Raw genomic sequence first — 17,913 nt, forward strand, 5'->3', positions numbered from 1 at the left:
GTGGTAGCGCGCTTAAGCCAACAACATGGATGTAATAGATACTTTAACGATGGGCTAGTTGTTTTTGGTGATTGCTTTTTAAACAACCAAGTAGCGAAAAATTTAAATAGCGGAATGGTCGCTTCTTCATGTCAAAAAGTAATGCATTTAAGTTTTCTACACTATGATTCAGATTATGATAGAGGGTTGCATCGTGCATGAATCGCCCAAAGCTTCCACCATCACTAGCAGTATGTTGTATCAATCTTTCTACATCTTTGAGTACATTGGTAACCCTAAAAGAGATATCCTTAAAAGGAATAGACTTTACTTCTAAAAGTAGGCTATGTATCGCAGGCAACATAGCGGGAATACCTCTTTTCGAATTTGCCAATGGTCCAGAAATCGCAATAATGTTTTTTGCAATGGTATTTATGTTATCTTCAAGTCCATGAATGGCCGTGCTTAAGGTGAAACTTGTTCTTTCAAGATTGGCTAGAATGGCATTCACCCCCTCAGTTGTTTTGATAAGGTTCTGCGTAACCGTTGCTACCTGCGCCGTCATTGCATTAAGATCAATCTCATTAAAATTTGGATGGAGTTGGCCAATGATAGTAGCACCGTTACGGATGGGGTTGCCCTCATGCAGTTCAATTTCTAAAGCATTTCCTTCCATCATACCTGCATTATTCAACATAACCTTACTAGCGTAGGTCAAAGGAAATTGTTTATCTACTTCAATGGTAACCAATGTGCTGTAATTCTGCTTAGGCTTGATTTCTACTTTTGTAACCATCCCTACTACATGACCTTTTAGTTTGACAGGGGCAGAAACATGTAAGTTCTTATTTACAGGATAAGCAACCTTGTAATGATTATATTGAGAAAATACATTGTGGCCTTTCAGGAAAAGAAAACCATAATATAAAATCCCCAAGGAAAATAGGGCTAGTAACCCTATCATATAGTTCTTATTGATGTGCATATTGGCATCTTTTGCTTGTTTCAATAATGGATACAAATATAAAATAAACAACCATTTTACAATGCGTAATTTAGAAAATTACTTAATAACGTGAGTTCGGGATTTATTTGACTGATTTACAACAATTTAATATCAATTATTTAGTTAATATTTGCACCTATTTAACAAGTTTTTATATCTAATTTTATAAATATAATATATATAATAAACTGATTACCAGAATTATTTGTTATTCAACTACCTATTTAACTGTCTAATAAAACAAATTTTATAAATTTTCATTGATATTGATTATCAAATGAAAAAATAATCTAATCCCGAACTTACGTTATTAAGTTGCAGCCAACTAATGTTTTTAATGGCTAATGGGGGCTAAGTATCTATTCCGCGGTATGACTGATGCTACGAAAAAAATACAAAAACACCACTTGTAAAAGGTTGCCATCAGAGATGCCTCCTCGCAGCTGATCAGAACAACAGCATGTTTGAAGCCCCGCGTAGCGGGCAAGTTCTGTTTTTCCAGGTGTGCTTTCAGCAACTTTTTGCACAGCCCTTGATTTTTTGTTACCCCTTTGATCCAGTAGAGCGCGAGATACAAATTCCTTACTACTTTTTTTTAAATACCACTTGAACAGGCACACCTTCAAAGTTAAAGTGGGACCTAAGCTGATGGACCAAATAGCTTTTGTAATTAGGCTGAATATAGGTTGGATGGTTGCAAAAGAAAGCAAAGGTAGGCGCATGGCCAGTAACCTGAGTGCAATATTTAATTTGGATGTGCTTTCCTTTTACAGCAGGCGGATGTTTTTTTTCAATAATGGGTAAGAGGACTTTGTTTAACTCAGAGGTGGGAATTTTTTTTATTTTATTTTGATAGACACTAAGTGCTTTTTCAATAGTTTGGTAAACCCTTTGTTTCTTTACCGTTGAAACAAATAAAATAGGCAAGTAGTCTAAAGGGGCTAGCTTGCGCAATAGGTCCCTTCTGTAGTCATTAGCAGTTATAATCTTCTTATCAATCAAATCCCATTTATTGACCACTAAGACCATACCTTTCTTATACCGGTGTGCAAGTGCAATAATTGAAATGTCCTGTGCTTCTATACTATGCTGGGCATCTATCATGATCAAACAGATATCAGCTTCTTGCATGGCTTTTACGGCACGCAATACAGAGTAGAATTCAATGGCATCCCTTACTTTTGACTTTTTGCGTATGCCGGCTGTATCGGTAAGGATGAACTTCTTATTATAACGGTTGTATTCCGTATCTATTGCATCTCTAGTGGTACCAGAGCGAGGACTTACCATACTTCTTTTTTCATTTAATAACACATTTAAAAAAGAAGATTTTCCTACGTTTGGACGGCCTAAAATGGTGCATCTAGGGAGCTTATCTGGCGCTTGATCGGCTTCTGTAGGGGGGGCTTCTTTTAAATAAGGCAATAAAGCATCCAACAAATCGCCTGTTCCAGACCCATTTATAGCTGCTATGGGCAATGGCCTACCAAGGCCTAAGGTATAGAAACTGGGTGCAACCATGGCAGCTATTACGCTTTCTGCTTTATTGGCTATTAAAAAAACAGGCTTATTGATTTTTCGCAATAGATGGGCAAATTCTTTATCTGCATCGGTTAGACCGTCTATACAGTCCACTATAAAGAGTACTACATTAGCTTCATCTAGTGCAAGTTGGATCTGTTCACGAATACCATGCTCAAAGGTATGATCTGTACCACACATATAGCCTCCGGTATCAATAACGGTAAAAAATCTGTTGCTCCACTGTGCATAACCATAGTTCCGGTCCCGGGTAGTATGGGCAGACCCATCCATAATCGCTTTTTTTGCTTCGATCAATCTATTAAAAAGGGTAGACTTACCTACGTTGGATCTTCCTACAATTGCAACAACATTTGCCATAAAGTTAAAATAAGCAATTTGAATAGCACTATGGCGCCTAAACAGCCTGGTTCCTCTAGTGGATCACCCCATCACCTGATCATGGTACCTTTACAGGTGGAACGTAAGGTATAGTAAGTACCAGAAAGATTTTCTAAAGTTAGAATAAATAATAGCCAAAAGCAAAAATCTGATATCCATTCATATTTTTGGAATTACTAGCCAAAGACAAGAAAAAACGTCTATTTTACTACTTACTTGAACAGCTAATGGCGTCAACTTAAGGGTTTATTGGTTAGCAAACTCTTCTAAAAACATGATTCCGTCTAGGTTTATCGACCTTGTCTCGACTATATAATCGACTTATCCGGATTTTAATTTTAGCACGTATACTGGCTCTATTAAAAAGTCTCTGAAAGCTCTTGGGAGAGCAATCGCCAACAAGAACCTGATACAGTTTCTGCCTCATTACACCAAATAAAACGGAAAAGTTTAACCGATATTGAGCAATTTGGTCTGGGTTCCAAGCGCCTTGTCTATCACCCATATGAAGTGATAGTATATTACACATCACTAAGTGTGCCCAAAACTCTTGTAGTACGGCATCTAAGTTTTTTCCAGAGAAATTCTCTAATTCTGAACCTATCTCAAGTCGTTTATAACACTCCTCTATGTGCCACCTTAATAACGTGAGTTCGGGATTAGATTATTTTTTCATTTGATAATAAATATCAATGAAAATTTATAAAATTTGTTTTATTAGACAGTTAAATAGGTAGTTGAATAACAAATAATTCTGGTAATCAGTTTATTATATATATTATATTTATAAAATTAGATATAAAAACTTGTTAAATAGGTGCAAATATTAACTAAATAATTGATATTAAATTGTTGTAAATCAGTCAAATAAATCCCGAACTCAGGTTTATATCTAACTATTAACTACATGACTAGAAAATGGATCACCTCTATTCATAACTGGAGCGAGGCTACGGCACATTTTTTAATTAAATTTGAAAACAGAATTGAATAAAACCAAAAAAATAATTTACACACTTAAGTGGACAGAGACGATTTCTTGAGAACCAGGCAAGCGAACTGAGGAGCCATCTCCAGCAATAACTCTATAACCTCTCCATGTTCCATATGAGGTATCATCTTGATAAGCTGTTTGAAGGCTTAAATCCAATAATTCTTTAAATCCTGTATGAGCAATTTTATATCTTGCCTTTGAAAAAGCTTGCTTGGATGGGGGAATTTTAAAAGTTGATGGTTCCATAAGTTCACACTCTATACCTAAACTTTTTTTAACTAACCTCAAAATCATAGAAAATACCACTGGAAATGTAAGTTTTCTCCTGCGTGTGAAACTATTTTTTGCCAAACAATGCTTCACTGGAAACTTACGCAAGTGTATGGTATACGTGAGTTCGGGATTTATTTGACTGATTTACAACAATTTAATATCAATTATTTAGTTAATATTTACACCTATTTAACAAGTTTTTATATCTAATTTTATAAATATAATATATATAATAAACTGATTATCAGAATTATTTGTTATTCAACTACCTATTTAACTGTCTATAAAACAAATTTTATAAATTTTCATTGATATTGATTATCAAATGAAAAAATAATCTAATCCCGAACTCACGTTGGTATCTTTAATTCGTAAAATAAGATTTTTCCCTTTCTCTACCATGTCTTTATATAAAAAAGTACATTTTAAACTTTATTCATCAAATAATACAGAGGGAAAGTCTTTTTTATAGAATTAAAAGACAATTATAGGTAGATACTTGAAGGGAAAAATCAAACAATACTAAGCAAATAATTACTCATATTTTCCCTTAAGTTGACGCCATTGCTTGAACAGATACAAAAGCGAATGGATAAAGTAAAGAAGTCATACCACACCCTATCAAGCAATGGATTTGGGTAGCAGCTAAGGCAACGGATCATTGGGCTTGCCACCTTTTTAAGCAAATAGCAAGACTATGTTGCCAGTGGGGAATCTTTATCTGGAATACTTCTCGAAAAGAAGACTTGCTTAGTACACTGTAGTAAGGCCTTTTAAGATCTACTACAGATGATGATAGGGGCATCAAGGAACATCTATTTGAAAAGGTAGTTACAATGGCATAGGCAAAATCATACCAACTGGCTACGCCCTCATTGGTGTAATGATAAATACCCGAGGGGTAGTGCTCTGGATTATGTTTGGCCATTTTTTCAATAATCTCCCAAATGGCGGTTGCCAGGTCATAGACGTAGGTAGGACTGCCTATTTGGTCATCGACCATTTGAATGGTGCGTCCTTGCTGGGCCAATGCAGCTATTTTTGTAAAAAAATTATTACCCTTTTCGCCATACAACCATGCCGTTCGAATGATATAAAAATGGGTAGCCTGTTCAGCTACCAGCTGTTCACCAGTTCGTTTGGATCGCCCATATTGATTCAGTGGATCAGTAGGATCATCTGGCCTTAATGGACGCCCTATGGTCGCACCAAATACATAGTCTGTTGAAATGTGGAAGAGTACAACATGGTATTTTGCAGCTAATGCAGCCAAGTGGCCCGCACCTATACTATTTACTTTAAAACAGCTTGCTACTTCTTGCTCTGCCAATTGCACATCGGTACAGGCTGCACAGTTTATGATGTATTGGATTGCATGTGCTTTGAGGTAAGACTCTATTTGATCTGGATCGGTAATATCCAGCACGGACTTACTGCAAAACAGTGGTGCAAGTAAGGAATAGGCTTTGAAGGTAGCCTGTAATGCACCACCTAACAGCCCTTCTGAACCAGTGATTAAAACACCAGGGATAGCCATTTAATGATATGGTTGTATGCCTTTTTGCTTGATCAAAAAGTAACACAATATCAGGCCTATCCTTAAAGCTGGAAAATCAGAAGCCGTCCCGCACCCGCACTAAACTGATGTTTTCCCTCTTTAAGGGTAACCTTCCTACTAGAAACTCTTTACAAGAGGCGGTTTTTCTTATTGATAGGCAGAATAGCCAGAAGGAGAAAGTGCCACTTCTGAATAGTGTCTACTGCTTTTCCTTACTCCAGGCTTAAACTTTAATTTCAACCTCTACACCACTAGGTAGTTCTAGCTTGGTTAAGGCATCTACTGCTTTTGAGCTGCTAGAGTAAATATCTATCAATCTTTTATGGGTACAAAGTTGAAATTGTTCCCGTGACTTTTTATTTACATGTGGAGAACGCAATACCGTATACACTTCTTTCTTACCTGGAAGCGGAATAGGACCATTTACTACTGTTTTTGTAGCTTTTACAGCTCTAACGATGCTATCTGCCGATTTATCTAATAGGGCAGCATCGAATGATTTAAGTTTGATTCGAATTTTTTGATTCATATATTTGGTTGCTATGATAGGGTACTATACCGTTATGCCTTTTGCTTTATTAATAATGGCTTCTGCTAAATGTTTAGGGACTGGTTCATAATGCGAAAAAGTTAATGAAGCAGAGGCTCTACCCGAGGTAATGGTTCTAAGATCTGTAACATAACCAAATAGCTCTGCTAATGGAACAACTGCTTTAACAATTTGTGCGCCACCTTTACCATGCATTCCTTTCATAACCCCTCTTCTTCTATTGAGATCTCCTGTTACAGGGCCTGTAAACGAATCGGGGGTAGCTATTTCTACAGACATAATGGGCTCCAAAAGTACGGGAGAAGCTTTCTGTGCAGCTGCTCTGAAACCAGCTCTAGCGGCTAATTCGAAAGATAAAGAATCTGAGTCAACCTCATGATAGGAGCCATGAAAGATTTTAACCCACATGGATTCTACAGGATAGCCGCCCAATGGACCATTCTCCATAGCTGTTGTAAACCCTTTTTGAATAGCTGGAATAAACTCTTTAGGAATAACCCCTCCAACAATCTTATTCACAAATTCCAATCCTGGCTTTACTGACTCTCCTTCAACTGTTTCCCTAGGCCCTATCTCAAAAACAATATCGGCAAATTTACCCCTGCCGCCTGTTTGTTTTTTGTAGACTTCTTTGTGCTCCACTGTAGCAGTGAGTGCTTCCTTGTAGGCAACTTGTGGGGCACCTTGGTTGATTTCAAGTTTAAATTCGCGTTTCAGCCGGTCAATAATAATTTCTAGGTGTAGTTCACCCATGCCTTTTAAAATGGTTTGACCTGTTTCATGATTGGTTTCCATGCGCAAGGTTGGGTCCTCTTCCATGAGCTTGGCAATAGATAGGGTTAGCTTATCCTGATCTGCCTGTTTTTTAGGCTCAATCGAATAACCGATTACGGGTTCTGGAAAGGTGATGGCTTCTAGTATAGCTTTCTGTTTTTCACTGGTCAGCGTATCGCCTGTTTTAATTTCTTTAAATCCTACTACTGCACAAATATCTCCTGCTTGTACCGCGCTAATTGGATTTTGTTTATTGGCATGCATTTGCATCAAACGAGCAATTCGTTCTTTTTTGCCAGTTCTATTGTTGTAAACGTAGGATCCAGCATCTAGAGTGCCCGCATAGACACGCAAAAAGGCAAGCCTACCGACAAAAGGATCCGTTGCAATTTTAAAAGCTAGTGCCGTAAATGGCTCACTATTCTCTGGCTTTCTTAACATTACTTCTCCTGTATCTGGATAGGTACATGCTACTGGGGGTAAATCTAGTGGAGAGGGAAGGTAGGCACACACTGCATCCAATAGCGCTTGAACTCCCTTATTTTTAAAAGCAGAACCGCAGAGCACAGGAGAGAAAGAGAGGTCGATAACCGCTTTGCGAATGGCTGCCCTGATTTCATCTGGTGTAATAGCATCTGGCTGATCAAAGAATTTTTCCATTAATGCTTCATCGTAACTGGCTACATTTTCAATTAGATTTTGACGCCATTCCCCAACTGCCTCTACTAAATCGTCGGGAATAGCTATTACCTGGTAGGTCATGCCTAAGTCATGCTCGTCCCAAACGATCGCTTCATTGGTAATCAAGTCCACTACCCCTTTAAATGCCGTTTCACTACCAATAGGAATTTGCAATGGAACAGGATTAGCCCCTAGCTTTTCCTTGATTTCATGTAGCGCATTAAAAAAGTTGGCACCGGCTCTATCCATTTTGTTTACAAAACAGATACGGGGTACCCTATATTTGTCAGCTTGACGCCAAACTGTTTCAGATTGGGGTTCTACACCAGATACGGCACAAAATAAAGCAACTGCACCATCCAAAACACGCAAAGAGCGCTCTACCTCTACTGTAAAATCCACATGGCCAGGTGTATCGATGATGTTAACTTTGTAAGTTTGCGTCTTATCACTTGCTTTTCCTTGTATGGTAGGATACTTCCAAAAGGTAGTAGTGGCAGCAGAGGTAATGGTAATCCCGCGTTCTTGTTCTTGAGCCATCCAGTCCATTACAGCCCCTCCATCATGTACTTCACCTATTTTGTGGGTTAGGCCTGTATAATATAGAATGCGCTCAGTAGTAGTTGTTTTACCAGCATCAATATGCGCCATGATGCCTATGTTTCTTAAAAAGGTTAGTTCATTTGCCATTTATCTCAAGTTAAAATGTGAGAAGGCTCTATTCGAACTTGCCATTTTATGGGTATCTACTTTACGTTTGAAAGCCGCTCCTTCTTCTTTAGCAGCGGCAATAATTTCATTGGTAAGCCTTTCTTTCATAGTCTTTTCCCCACGGGATCTTGCATAATCAATCAGCCATTTCATGCCTAAAAATATCTTTCTATCTGGTCGTATTTCAATGGGAACTTGAATGGTAGCTCCCCCAACTCGTCGACGTTTGACTTCTAAAATAGGGGTTACATTATGGAGCGCCTTACGCCATATCTCTAATCCCTTTTCTTTTGTTTTCTGAGAGACTAATGCAATGGTATCATAAAAGATGCTAAAAGCAAGGCTTTTCTTGCCTTGTTGCATTAATCCGTTTACAAACTTAGTTACCAACGGATCTCCATATTTATAGTCAGGTATTAATACTCTTTTTATAGCTTGTTTTCTTCTCATATTATTCCTTTCACTGAAATTAATGTTTTAGCGTAGTTGCTTAGATCCCTACTGTATTCTATTACCCTATATAACCAATTAGGATAATCAGCATATACATTAAACTTTTATTTTTTCTTAGGCTTCTTGGTTCCATATACGGACCTTGCTTGACACCTTCCACTAACACCTGAAGTATCCAACACACCACGAATAATAGAGTAGCTTACACCTGATAAGTCTTTTACCCCTCCGCCTCTAATCAGAACGATAGAGTGTTCTTGTAGGTTATGGCCTTCCCCAGGAATGTAGGCATTTATTTCTTTACCCGTTGTTAGGCGTACTCTAGCTACTTTTTTCATAGAGGAGTTTGGCTTTCTTGGCTTCATAGTATAGACTTTGACGCATACGCCCCTTCGCTGCGGACAAGATGAAAGCGCTGGAGATTTTGAAGAAGAAGAAGGTTTTTTTCTCCCTTTTCTTACTAGCTGCTGTATGGTTAACATGTATTGCTTATAATTTTTGTTCTAAACCTAGAGATGTGCAAATTTAAAAAAATTATGGGCCTTTATCAAAACCTTTGACCGCTATTTGCGGCCTATTAAAGGCCTATCATATGAAGATAGCTATTAATATTGATTATTTCTAATAATAAATATATCCTGCTCATAGCATACTTTGCTTAAAGGTTAGGTGCGTAACCATCTTAACGTGAGTTCGGGATTTATTTGACTGATTTACAAAAATTTAATATCAATTATTTAGTTAATATTTGTACCTATTTAACAAGTTTTTATATCTAATTTTATAAATATAATATATATAATAAACTGATTATCAGAATTATTTGTTATTCAACTACTTATTTAACTATCTAATAAAACAAATTTTATAAATTTTCATTGATATTGATTATCAAATGAAAAAATAATCTAATCCCGAACTCACGTTCTTATGCATTAGTACGGGTTTTGTCGCGTTTATTCTAAAAAATCATTATTTTAGTATCTGCAGTTAAAAAAGTAGTTATTATGTTTAATATTTCGCCCAAATTATTACCTTATTTTAAGGGCTATTGTTCTTCAGCAGAAGTCATCCTGTTATTTGTCTAGATGAAGTATCGTTTTTCCTTGAGCTATAGAGATTTGGAAGAGATGATGCGTATGAGAGGCACAAGAGTTGATCATTCTACGCTACAAAGATGGGTTATTAAGTTTGTTCCTCTTAATAGATGAAGCAGTAAGCAAAAGAAAACGACCAGTTGGTGGTAGTTGGAGAATGGATGAGACCTATGTTAAACTAAACAGGAAGTGGATCTATTTATATAGAACAGTAGATCGTTATGGTGATACAGTTGACTTTTTTCTATCTGAGCATAGAGACAAGTCTGCAGCTTTTGCTTAGTTTTAAGTGTTTTAAGTCTGCAGCCATTGCACGCCGGCACAGGTGTGCAACAAATGGGGTGTAAGTCCCCTGACTCTAATTTGTCTATTTCGGGAGTCTAGCAGGAGGTTGGATTTGTGGGGTGATTCACAGGTTTAAGTTACCTTTAAATGCATCTGCAAAATAGCGGGCTGCAACAAAAGTGAACCTAAATTAGCCTCGTTAAGCCGTTTAAGCGCATTTGCCGACTATCTAGTGGCTACAGGAAGGCTGATAGTAGGATGGAAAAAATAGACCATGACCATCATACAAGTGCCGGGGTGTTAGGGGTTGCACGCTATGAATGTTTCACATCGTAGTCCGGGAGATCTGATATGAATCCAGTAGGCCACTGGAAACTTTATTGTATAAGTAAAGCGAAATCAATAAGGGTGATATCAGAAGTCCGCGGGGTCTATAATACCGTTCGTATTGATTGGGAAACCACTCAAGAGGAAAGGGACCCTACTTCAGTTAACGAGTTTAAAAGAGTTGAGAATGTCTGATTGCCCTAAAGCTATGAACGGAACATTAAAAGTTCAGCAACTCCAAAGAACTCTATATCTCAAATCCAAGCAATGTAAGGAAGTCAGATTTTATAGTATATATGATAAAATTTATCTAAAAGATGTACTTTGGGAAGCTTGGCGTCAAGTCAAAGCAAATCAAGGTTCAGCAGGGATTGATGGTAAAAGCATAAGTGATATAATAGATCAAGGTGAGGCAAAGATTATCAATAAATTGCAGCAGCAACTACGCGCAAAGCTATACAAATTTACCTCAAGCAGGTTGGTAGAAATACCCAAAGCTAAAGGTGGAACAAGGCCACTAGAGGTAATGACCGTAGAAGATCTCATAGTGCTCACAGCAATGAAAATAGTCATTGAACCGATCTTCGAAGCTGATTTTCATGAATGTTCATACGGCTATAGACCGAAACGAGGAGCCAAACAAGCGAGTTTAGTGATCCGAGAAGATCTATACCAGCAGGCATGGGGCGTAGTTGAGATTGATTTTCAATCATACTTTATTAGCATCCCACATGAAAAGTTATTAAAACTTATTAGTAAAAGGATAGCAGATGGCAGTATGTTGAAGCTAATTAAACAAACCCTAACAACGTCAATAGTAAAACAAGGTAAAATTACATGCAAGAAAGTTGGAGTACCGCAAGGATCACCAATATCACCGTTGTATAGTAATATCTACCTAAATGTTATAGACCAAGTGTGGCACTCAAGGGGGTATCCAGAAAAGCTAAGCGCAACCTTGCATAGGTATTGTGATGATGCAATTTTGGTATGTCGTAAGAGTGCTAGCTTAGCGCTGGAGAAATTCACAGAATTAGTAAGGAGGTTATCGCTCATTATTAACCACCAAAAGACACGAATAACGAAACTGAAAGAAGGCTTTAACTTCATAGGTTTTTACTTTGTAAAAAGAAAGAGTCCAACAAGTGGCAGAAATAGCATTTATGTATTTCCAACGAAACAATCCCAACAAAGCATCCGTAACAGACTAAAATACCTGACTTGTAGAAAAGCACCAATCAAACCTCAAACATTCATCGAGCAAATAAAACCAGTAGTGTTAGGATGGGTTAACTATTTTAAACATACGAATTCCAGTGAAGCTTTTGTTAGATTGCAGAACTTTATTAATAACCGATTTCGCAGATACTTAACCCATAGAAGAAAAGGCCGTGGGTGTGGGTGGCAAAGCTATCCCAATAGCAAACTCTATACAATGGGGATGTTGTACATTGGTAGTGGAATGATTAAGTATCCTGAGAGAGTTGTGCAAAGTTTATGAAGAAGACTGTCGGACCGCCCTATTCGGGAAAACTGAACGTACCTTAGGATGAGAAGGGAATGGGTAAACAATGAAGAATCAAGTTAGTCAGCTACTGTATTGCGAGCAATCAGAAGCAATAGATATGCTTAATTTTAAGTGGTCCAACCATTTCTTTACTCTAGACCATTGTAGAGATAGAAAACATTCCTATGATTCAAAAAGGACAAGTAATCGGAGCTAAAAATCATCTTTCTACTTTTGAGAATTTTGTTATGCTAATGGCCGAATAATAACCAATATATATCCAAAACTTCACTTAAAAGAAAAGACGTTACTAACGAAAATATAGACGCGACAGAACCAGACCTGGGGGCTCAATGTATTTAACGGTATCTAATAGCCAACCTTGTGGCGGCCTTTTTCCAGGTCTTTTTTTCCTCTATAAACATACGGCTTTAGGGTAGTTTTTTAAACTTAACCTAGCCTAACCTAATAAAAGATCAAGCTCTATAGGCTACGCCAAAGCATCTCATGCGTTATTTCATATATATATCCTATTTTGGTAAAGCCTATAGTGGCTGGCAGATTCAAAAAAATGCAGTTTCTGTGCAACAAGTGGTAGAAGAGGCACTTGGTAAGCTGTTATCCACATCGATTGCTATTTCAGGCAGCAGTCGAACGGATAAAGGGGTACATGCAGCGCAACAGGTGGCCCATTTTGATCTAATAACGCCTATAGATCCTGCGCATTTGACCTATAGGCTTAATAGGATTTTGCCATCTGATATCAGTATTACTGCTATTCGTCCAGTAGTAGAGGGTGCACATGCGCGTTTTGATGCATGCTATCGTAGATATGCCTATACTATCGTTACGCAAAAAGATCCTTTTTATAGAGACAAGTCAGTTTGGATGCGCTGCGTTCCACCACTTCCCTTATTGAACCAGATTTCAGCTTTGTTTTCTATACAAGCTGATTTCGAATTTTTTAGTAAAATAACCGATTCAACAAGGCATTTTGTCTGTAAGGTAGAGGAAGCTTCTTGGTTGCAGATGGATCACAAACTTGTTTTTTACATACAAGCGGATCGTTTTTTACGGGGTATGGTTCGGACTATTGTACGTACGATATTGGCAGTAGCCACTGGTAAAATGGATCTAGCCACATTGGTGCAACTCATTAGGCAAAAACCTAGGGTCCGTCCCATGCTGACCTTAATGCCACCGCATGGATTAACATTGGTGGAAATAGGTTATCCAGAAACTTTATTTATACAAGAAAATGCATCATAACCAAGATCCTATTGTTGCACTAGCTACGCCACAAGGCGTCAGCGCTATTGCAGTAGTGCGCCTATCTGGAAAGGGTGTTATTGGCATCGTCAACCAGCTATTTTGTGGAAGTGACTTGACCCAACAAGCCTCCCATACGATTCATTTTGGCGTCATAAAAAAGGGTGATACTAAAATTGATGAAGTACTGGTTTCCATTTTTATTGCGCCTCACTCCTTTACTAAGGAAGACTCAGTAGAAATTTCTTGCCATGGTACGCCTTTTATTGTTGCACAATTGATACAACTGTTTGTAGAACAAGGTGTGCGCATCGCTGAGCCGGGTGAATTTACCAAAAGGGCTTTTTTAAATGGTCGATTTGACTTAGCTCAAGCAGAGGCGGTAGCCGATTTGATTGCAGCCGATAGTACGCTGGCCCATCAAACGGCTCTTAGTCAAATGCGTGGTGGCTTTTCTTCAGAATTACAAACGTTGCGTAAAGCATTATGCCATTTTGCAGCAATGTTAGCCCTAGAACTGGATTTTGCCGAGGAAGATGTCGCCTTCTTAGACAGAAAAGATTTAAAAACATTGGCTGATAAGCTGATTAAAACCTTAACGTTGTTGATAGATAGCTTTCAACTAGGCAATGCCATTAAACAGGGTGTTTCTGTCGTGATTGTGGGCAAGCCCAATGTAGGCAAATCAACCTTATTGAATGTGTTATTACAAGAAGAACGGGCGATTGTTTCGCCTATAGCAGGTACTACGCGTGATACTATTGAGGGAACGTTACACTTAGGGGGTATACGATTTAGGTTTGTGGATACAGCGGGCTTACGAGAAACGACTTCGGATGCCATAGAAGCAATAGGTATTGAACGGACCAAACAGCAATTAAGCAAAGCTTTTATAGTACTCTATTTGGTTGATCTATCCCATATGACCTTTAGACAAGCAGAGGCAGATTTGGTTGCATTAGGGGGGGGGGCTCTACTTAAAATTGGCAATAAAATGGATCTTGCGCCACCTGATGCGTTAGAAAAATTTAAAGATTATTTGTGCATTGCTGCACAAACCGGTAGGGGTATAGCGCAGCTTAAGGATAAGCTTTTGCAACTTGTAGAGCAAAAACCTACCGATGGGCCAGCTACTATTGTGATCAATGCACGACATTACGATCGGTTACAAAAAAGTAAGCAAGCATTGGAAGCTGTGATTATAGGACTCGAACAAAAACGATCCAATGAGTTACTGGTTGTAGATATAAACCGCGCCCTACATGCGCTGGGTGAAATTACAGGAGAGATCACCACAGAAGAGATACTAGGAGAAATTTTCTCTAAGTTTTGCATTGGAAAATAATAGCTTTGGCTTATAACATCGTTGCATTTACTTACATGCATGATCATCTGGCTCTTTTTATATCCTTTGACCGTGTCCATAAATAGTGTATAACGTGAGTTCGGGATTTATTTGACTGATTTACAACAATTTAATATCAATTATTTAGTTAATATTTGCACCTATTTAACAAGTTTTTATATCTAATTTTATAAATATAATATATATAATAAACTGATTATCAGAATTATTTGTTATTCAACTACCTATTTAACTGTCTATAAAACAAATTTTATAAATTTTTATTAATATTGATTATCAAATGAAAAAATAATCTAATCCCGAACTCACGTATATAATGTTTTAAAAACAGCTAGATCGTTAGGGAACACTTTTTTATTTTTGGTAACTCTACGAAATTGGCTATTTACAGATTCCAAACATTTGTTGTGTAAATGACCTTACGTATGGCATTAGGGTACTGTAAAAATACCATCAGATTATCCCAGTTAGCATACCAAGATTGGGCTATTTGTGGGTATTGTTGATTCCACTTAGTAGCAAAAGCTTCTAAGGCCATCAATGCTTCTTGCTCGGTAACTGCTGTATAAATTGGTTTTAAATCAGCAACTAATACCTTTCTATGTTTATAAGAAACATACTGCAAACTACCCCTAATTGCATGAACAATACAGAGCTGATGTTCCGTTTTTGGGTATACAGCAGCAATGGCCTCAGACATGCCTGACAAATTATCTGTACATGCAATGAGCATATCGTTCATACCCCGATTTTTGAGTTCTGTTAAATTGCCTAACCAAAATTTAGCCCCTTCATTTTCACTCATCCAAAGCCCTAAAACATCCTTTATGCCAGATCTATCTATACACGTGAGTTCGGGATTAGATTATTTTTTCATTTGATAATCAATATTAATAAAAATTTATAAAATTTGTTTTATTAGACAGTTAAATAGGTAGTTGAATAACAAATAATTCTGATAATCAGTTTATTATATATATTATATTTATAAAATTAGATATAAAAACTTGTTAAATAGGTGCAAATATTAACTAAATAATTGATATTAAATTGTTGTAAATCAGTCAAATAAATCCCGAACTCACGTTATACCTAAAGCGACATAGACTGCCTTGTTGATGATGCGCTTATCTTGTCTAACTTTAACTACAAAGCAATCAAAAAAAACAATAGGATAGACTGATTCTAAGGGACGATTTTGCCATATCTTAACATATTCAATAACAGAGTCTGTGATGTTACTTATCAGGCTTTCACTTACTTCTGCGCCATATAATTCCTGTATTTGAATCTGAATATCTGACAGACTCATACCTTTAGCATGTAAAGATAAGATCTTATCATCCAAACTAGGAATTCTTGTTTGACGATTAGGCAATAAAATAGGTTCAAAAGTCGATGCTCTATCTCTGGGTACTTCAACCGATATAACGCCATTATCAGTAATAACTTGCTTACTGGATAATCTATTACGTACATTCTCTGAATCACTACGTGCATACTTATTATAACCTAAATGGTCATCCATTTCTGACTGTAATGCTTTTTCTACAAGACGCTTACTTAATTGTTTGAGTAAGCCGTCTTGATCAAAAAGTCTGGAAAGGTCTACACCTGATTCTATCAGTACATCTATGGCCTTGCTTATCCCATCTTTAACTGTCTCTTTTCTTTTCATTGTTTTAAGTGTTATGATTTAGGTAAAGATAAATCCTAAAAAATATTTACACACTTAAAACAAAAGATCCGGAGAAAAAGCCTGAATTATTTCATACTAATTCTTGCCACTACACTTTGGGACTAAACATCTAAGTAAATAGTATACGGTTTTTATTGATTAACAGGTATCTATATCACACTTTTTAATCCAGCCAAAAATAACATACAGATTATCTTTCTGCTTGATCCGCTCTATCTATGAGTTGTTGATCTAACACCTTACTAGTACGTGCACCTAATAGTTTCATTTTTTGCGCCCTAGATACCAAACTTCCCCTACCATCATATAGTTTTTTAGTGGCCTCTAAGTAGTTTTTTTGTGTTAAATCCAATTGGCGACCTATATTTTTAATATCTTTTACGAAGGTAACAAATTTGTCATATAAGGCACCGCCTTGTGTAGCAATTTCTAAGGTATTTTGATTTTGATGGGCTTGCCGCCATAAATTTGCAATGGTTCGTAGGGTCGCTATTAGATTTGAGGGGGATACGATCACAATATTGCGTTCATAGGCTTCGTTAAAGAGCATTACTTCTTCTTGAACAGCTAGTGCAAAGGCTGGTTCAATCGGTATAAACATTAAGACAAAGTCCAAACCTTGAAGGTTATAGAGCGATTGGTAACGCTTCTCACTTAGTGTTTTAATATGACGTCTAATAGAGTGCACATGTTGCTTCAGGTGAAAAGCCCGTTGAATCGCATGCTCACTATTAAAAAATTGCTCATAGTGACTTAAAGATACCTTGGCATCAATCACAATATTGCGGCCTTCTGGAAGATTAAGGATTACATCTGGCTGCAATCTTTGTCCATCTTCTGTTGTAATAGAGGTTTGTATGACATATTCTCTATTTTTAACGAGTCCAGATTGCGCTAGAATATTTTCTAAAATAAACTCACCCCATCCTCCTTGTAATTTTGAATCACCTTTAAGTGCTTTGGTCAGACCTTCCGCCTCTTGCGTGATTTTTAGGTTGAGGTCATGCAGTTGTTTTAATTCTGTCCGTAAAGCTACATTTCTTTCCAAACTTTCTTGGTTATACTGCGTTACTTGTTGCGAAAAGGTCTTAATTTTGTCGCTGAGTGGAGTGAGCAACCGTTCCATTTGGAGTTGGTTATGGTCTGAAAACTTTTTACTTTTTTCTTCTAATAGTTCATTGGCTAAGTTTTTAAAATGGATGGTGAGTTGGCTTTGGAGCTGTTCAACAGATTGTCCTTGTTCGGCTATTTTTTTTTCTAAGTAGCTGTTATGTGCCAGTGCAGTTGCCAATTCTTTACCGAGTTGTAGATGTTGCGCCTGTAATGTCTGAGATTGATGTTGGCTCTCTGATAAATGTTGTTCTAGATGGGCAACCCTATTTTGTAGGGTGGAAATCGGTACTTTGTGCAGGATTTTGGTTACCAACCATCCAATGATCAAGCCAATCAGCCATGTAATGA

The 17,913-nt window shown here is 37.3% G+C and carries 12 protein-coding genes and 5 pseudogenes; 5 read left to right on the top strand and 12 right to left on the bottom strand.

All coding sequences use genetic code 11. From position 1 onward, the window contains the following. Nucleotides 1–43: 43 nt before the first annotated feature. The 9 genes and pseudogenes from NBW36_RS02205 to rpsL form a co-directional block, all read right to left on the bottom strand. A complete protein-coding gene (locus NBW36_RS02205) occupies nt 44–964 on the bottom strand; it encodes an MlaD family protein (RefSeq protein WP_250238887.1) in 921 nt (306 codons plus the stop codon). A 606-nt stretch (nt 965–1,570) separates the two neighbouring features. Beyond that, complete coding sequence (gene der / locus NBW36_RS02210) at nt 1,571–2,887, bottom strand: ribosome biogenesis GTPase Der (RefSeq protein WP_250238902.1); 1,317 nt, start codon at nt 2,885–2,887, stop codon at nt 1,571–1,573. A gap of 274 nt (nt 2,888–3,161) precedes the next feature. Beyond that, nucleotides 3,162–3,554, bottom strand: a pseudogene (locus NBW36_RS02215) (IS4-like element ISWosp8 family transposase); the annotation flags it as partial. A 381-nt stretch (nt 3,555–3,935) separates the two neighbouring features. Next, nucleotides 3,936–4,259 (bottom strand): annotated as a pseudogene (locus tag NBW36_RS02220) (IS4-like element ISWosp8 family transposase); the annotation flags it as partial. Between the two features lie 574 nt (nt 4,260–4,833). Next, nucleotides 4,834–5,712, bottom strand: a complete 879-nt coding sequence (rfbD, locus tag NBW36_RS02225) for a dTDP-4-dehydrorhamnose reductase (protein ID WP_250238905.1) — start codon at nt 5,710–5,712, stop codon at nt 4,834–4,836. Nucleotides 5,713–5,956: 244 nt separating this feature from the next. Next, nucleotides 5,957–6,262, bottom strand: coding sequence for a 30S ribosomal protein S10 (rpsJ, locus tag NBW36_RS02230; protein WP_250238908.1), 306 nt, complete (start codon nt 6,260–6,262; stop codon nt 5,957–5,959). Nucleotides 6,263–6,286: 24 nt separating this feature from the next. Further along, a complete protein-coding gene (gene fusA, locus NBW36_RS02235; RefSeq protein WP_250238911.1) occupies nt 6,287–8,428 on the bottom strand; it encodes an elongation factor G in 2,142 nt (713 codons plus the stop codon). Then, nucleotides 8,429–8,899: a 30S ribosomal protein S7 gene (rpsG, locus tag NBW36_RS02240; RefSeq protein ID WP_250238913.1), complete on the bottom strand. Its 471-nt coding sequence runs from the start codon at nt 8,897–8,899 to the stop codon at nt 8,429–8,431. Between the two features lie 107 nt (nt 8,900–9,006). Then, the gene (rpsL, locus tag NBW36_RS02245) at nt 9,007–9,384 is read right to left on the bottom strand and encodes a 30S ribosomal protein S12 (RefSeq protein ID WP_250238916.1); all 378 of its coding nucleotides are present in this window, start codon (nt 9,382–9,384) and stop codon (nt 9,007–9,009) included. Between the two features lie 525 nt (nt 9,385–9,909). Here rpsL and NBW36_RS02250 point away from each other — a divergent pair. From NBW36_RS02250 to mnmE, 5 genes and pseudogenes are all read left to right on the top strand, one after another. Continuing rightward, nucleotides 9,910–10,273: pseudogene (locus NBW36_RS02250) on the top strand (IS6 family transposase); the annotation flags it as partial. 525 nt (nt 10,274–10,798) lie between these two features. Further along, nucleotides 10,799–12,112 carry a group II intron reverse transcriptase/maturase gene (ltrA, locus tag NBW36_RS05545; protein ID WP_250237730.1) on the top strand — a complete coding sequence of 438 codons (1,314 nt, stop codon included), beginning with the start codon at nt 10,799–10,801 and terminating at the stop codon, nt 12,110–12,112. Nucleotides 12,113–12,276: 164 nt separating this feature from the next. Then, nucleotides 12,277–12,384 (top strand): annotated as a pseudogene (locus NBW36_RS05550) (IS6 family transposase); the annotation flags it as partial. Between the two features lie 241 nt (nt 12,385–12,625). After that, nucleotides 12,626–13,387, top strand: coding sequence for a tRNA pseudouridine synthase A (locus tag NBW36_RS02265; protein WP_250238919.1), 762 nt, complete (start codon nt 12,626–12,628; stop codon nt 13,385–13,387). Then, a complete protein-coding gene (mnmE, locus tag NBW36_RS02270) occupies nt 13,377–14,732 on the top strand; it encodes a tRNA uridine-5-carboxymethylaminomethyl(34) synthesis GTPase MnmE (protein WP_250238939.1) in 1,356 nt (451 codons plus the stop codon). Before NBW36_RS02265 ends, mnmE begins: the two co-directional genes overlap by 11 nt. A gap of 326 nt (nt 14,733–15,058) precedes the next feature. On the opposite strand, the pseudogene NBW36_RS02275 reads toward mnmE, so the two are convergent. The 3 genes and pseudogenes from NBW36_RS02275 to NBW36_RS02285 all read right to left on the bottom strand — a co-directional run bounded on the left by NBW36_RS02275 (nt 15,059) and on the right by NBW36_RS02285 (nt 17,878). Then, nucleotides 15,059–15,558: pseudogene (locus NBW36_RS02275) on the bottom strand (IS256 family transposase). A gap of 276 nt (nt 15,559–15,834) precedes the next feature. After that, entirely contained in the window at nt 15,835–16,431 is a 597-nt protein-coding gene (locus NBW36_RS02280; protein ID WP_250238943.1) for an IS256 family transposase, read from the bottom strand. A 211-nt stretch (nt 16,432–16,642) separates the two neighbouring features. Then, nucleotides 16,643–17,878 (bottom strand): DNA recombination protein RmuC, encoded by a 1,236-nt coding sequence (locus NBW36_RS02285; protein WP_250238944.1) that lies wholly within the window; start codon nt 17,876–17,878, stop codon nt 16,643–16,645. Nucleotides 17,879–17,913: the final 35 nt, after the last annotated feature.

Origin of the sequence: Cardinium endosymbiont of Oedothorax gibbosus, assembly GCF_936981045.1 — a bacterium.
In the GTDB taxonomy this organism is placed as follows: domain Bacteria; phylum Bacteroidota; class Bacteroidia; order Cytophagales; family Amoebophilaceae; genus Cardinium.